Annotated in this window: 2 protein-coding genes; both read left to right on the forward strand. The window is 65.1% G+C overall.

Annotated features, from left to right (window positions below; translation table 11 throughout):
* The first annotated feature begins 333 nt into the window (after positions 1 to 333).
* Positions 334 to 1,710, forward strand: a complete 1,377-nt coding sequence (locus EOC93_RS33095) for a Ppx/GppA phosphatase family protein (RefSeq protein WP_127206714.1) — start codon at positions 334 to 336, stop codon at positions 1,708 to 1,710.
* A 307-nt stretch (positions 1,711 to 2,017) separates the two neighbouring features.
* Positions 2,018 to 2,713 (forward strand): RlmE family RNA methyltransferase, encoded by a 696-nt coding sequence (locus EOC93_RS33105; RefSeq protein WP_126106929.1) that lies wholly within the window; start codon positions 2,018 to 2,020, stop codon positions 2,711 to 2,713.
* The last annotated feature ends 455 nt before the right edge of the window (positions 2,714 to 3,168 follow it).

Genomic DNA, 3,168 nt, shown 5'->3' on the forward strand with positions numbered 1-3,168 from the left:
CTCCCCTTGTGGGAGAAGGTGGATCGGCGCGTAGCGCCGAGACGGAAGAGGGGTGTTGGAAGAAATGAGGCCTTGCCAAGCAGGAACACCCCTCATCCGACCGAGCGGAGCCTGTCCTCGGGCTTGCCGGAGGCAAGACCCGTGGGCTCGGCCACCTTCTCCCACAAGGGGAGAAGGGGTCACCAACGTCGCCGCATTTCATGCCACCCCAAAATTCGGCCCCTGCGCTCTTGGTGATCCGGCCCGGCGCTGCTAGTCTGGCGGCAACTTAGAACACATGAAAGCGCCTGCTGCGTCCGGTCTCCGGTTCGCGCGGCGCCGGAAGGAACTGAAGTGGAAGACCACGACACCGGCGCTGGCGCGCCGGATGTGGGCGTGTCCAGGGCTACGCCGCCGCCATCAGGCCAGGCAAGCCCATCCGCCGGCCGGCAGAATGGCCGCCCGGTGCAGCCTTGGTCCAGTCATGGACAGGCAGGCGACGCGCCCCAGCATCAGAATGGCCAGCAGAAGGCCAAGACCAGGAAGCGACGCAAACGCCGGCGCGGCCGCAAGGTTTTCGTGCGCGATGACGCTCAGTTCGCAGCGGCCGGACTGTCGGCGGCCGCCGGCGGCGCTCCGGCCAGCCGCCCGCCCGAGGCGATCGTCGCGCCTTTGCCCTCAACTGCGCCGAGCAGGCCGGAGCAGGACATTCGCCGTCCGCCGGTGCAGGAGCTGCCGGTGTTTGCCGCACTCGACCTCGGCACCAACAATTGCCGGCTGCTGGTGGCGGTGCCGACGCGGCATGGCCAGTTCCGCGTCATCGACGCTTTCTCGCGCATCGTCAGGCTTGGCGAGGGCCTCACCGCCAATGGCCGGCTAGGGCAGCCCGCGATGGACCGTGCGGTCGAGGCGCTGAAGATCTGCGGCGACAAATTGCGCAGCCGCAAGATCAGGAAGGCCCGGCTGATCGCCACCGAAGCCTGCCGCACCGCCGCGAATGGCGCCGAGTTCCTCGACCGCGTCGAGCGCGAGGCGGGTTTGAAGCTCGAGATCATCGACCGCCAGACCGAGGCGCGGCTGGCTGTGTCTGGCTGCGGCTCGCTGGTCGACCGCGACACGCAAGGCGTCGTCCTGTTCGACATCGGCGGCGGCTCCTCGGAAATCGCGCTGATCGATCTCACCGGCCACCGCTCGCCGAGGCTCGCCAACCATATCGTCTCCTGGACGTCGCTGCCGGTCGGCGTGGTTTCGCTGGCCGAGCGCTTCGGCGGCCGCACCGTCACCCGCGAGATCTTTGCCGCCATGGTCGAGGATGTGGCTGTGCGCTTGCACGCCTTTGACGGACGCGACCGGCTGAGCCATGTGCTCGCCAGCCCGAAATTTCATCTGCTCGGCACCTCGGGCACGGTGACGACGCTGGCCGGCGTCCACCTCGACCTGGAGCGCTACGACCGCCGCCGGGTCGACGGGCTGTGGATGGACCGCGACAGCGTCGACCGCATGGTCGAAAAACTGGTCGGCTGGGACTTTCAGCAGCGCGTCGCCAACCCTTGCATCGGCGCCGATCGCGCCGATCTGGTGCTGGCCGGCTGCGCCATCCTGGAAGCGATCCGCGCGGTATGGCCGTCGGAAAGGCTGCGCGTTGCCGACCGCGGCTTGCGTGAAGGCATATTGAGCGAATTGATGGCCGACGACGGTGTCTGGCGCAACAGTGGACGTGGCAGAGCATGATCCCGAACCGAAGGACCGCGTCAGCGAAAAGTGGCAACCGGTTTTCTCGGACCCAAGCGGAAGCATTGCTTAGGTCGAACAGTCGACCGCCACTCCGTCGAGCTTCGCTCGACACCTCTCCCCCGATCGACGGGGTAGAGGAAGGGCGCGAGCTTATGCAGGCTGGCGCCCTTCCTCTCCCTCCGGAGGGGGGAGAGGTGGCGCTGCGAAGCAGCGACGGAGTGGGGGAAGCCGTTCACGAAACGCGCAGCCGCCGAAAAACGGCCGCAACTCGGCGAGCGAGAAAACTCAAACAAGAAATCAAGCAATGACCAAGAAACCGGAAAAACCAGGCTCTGCCAGCATTCGCGTGCTGAAGACGCGGATCAAGAAGAAGAGCGGCCTGAAGGAATCGTCACGCCGCTGGCTGCAGCGCCACATCAACGATCCCTATGTCCAACGCTCCAAGGCCGACGGCTACCGCTCGCGCGCGGCCTACAAGCTGATCGAGATCGACGACAAGCACCATCTGCTCAAGCCCGGCATGAAGGTCATCGACCTTGGCGCGGCACCCGGCGGCTGGTGCCAGGTCGCCGCCGCGCGCACGAAATCGACGGCCGAACATCCGCATGTCGTTGGCATCGACTATCTCGAAATGGATGCGGTGCCCGGCGCGCCGGTTCTGTTGATGGATTTTCTCGATCCGCAGGCGCCCGAAAAGCTCGCCGAAACGCTGGGCGGCCGACCGGATATCGTTTTGTCCGACATGGCCGCGCCTACAACCGGGCATAAAAGGACCGATCACATCCGCACCATGTATCTGTGCGAGGTGGCAGCCGATTTCGCGCTGTCGGTGCTCAAGCCGGGCGGCCATTTCCTCGCCAAGACTTTTCAGGGCGGCGCCGAAAACGAGCTGCTCTCGAGGCTCAAGCAGAATTTCCGCTCGGTCCATCACGTCAAGCCGCCGGCCTCGCGCGATGAATCCGTGGAGCTTTATCTGCTGGCGAAGGATTTTAAGGGTTAGCGTCTTTTCCTTCTCCCCTTGGGGGAGAAGGTGGCCTCGCGAAGCGAGGTCGGATGAGGGGTGTTCCAGCTTGGCGCAAACTCTCGTATACATCGGCAAAATCGCCAACGCCGCATTCCGTCCAGCACCCCTCAACCGTCTCGGCGCTGCGCGCCGATCCACCTTCTCCCACAAGAAGGAGGGCTTTGCACGGGGAGCGAAGTGGAGTTCGGTGGTCAGTGAGGGCCTTTTTGAAGGCCGGCAGAGCGGTTTTAGGCGGCCCTTGCGAGGCCTTTGTCGGTTTAGGCTGCCATCCGCCGGATTGGGGGCGGACTCCTCCCTCATGCCGGCCTCTCATCGGGTGGATAGAGGACGCCAATCATGGTGCGCAGATTGTAAGCGCAGGCGGCCAGTATGCACTGCGTGCGGTTGGTGGCGAGGTTGAAGAAGCGCAGGCGTCGCATGCCGTAACGCTC

Source organism: Mesorhizobium sp. M6A.T.Ce.TU.002.03.1.1 (assembly GCF_003997275.1).
In the GTDB taxonomy this organism is placed as follows: Bacteria; Pseudomonadota; Alphaproteobacteria; order Rhizobiales; family Rhizobiaceae; genus Mesorhizobium; species Mesorhizobium mediterraneum.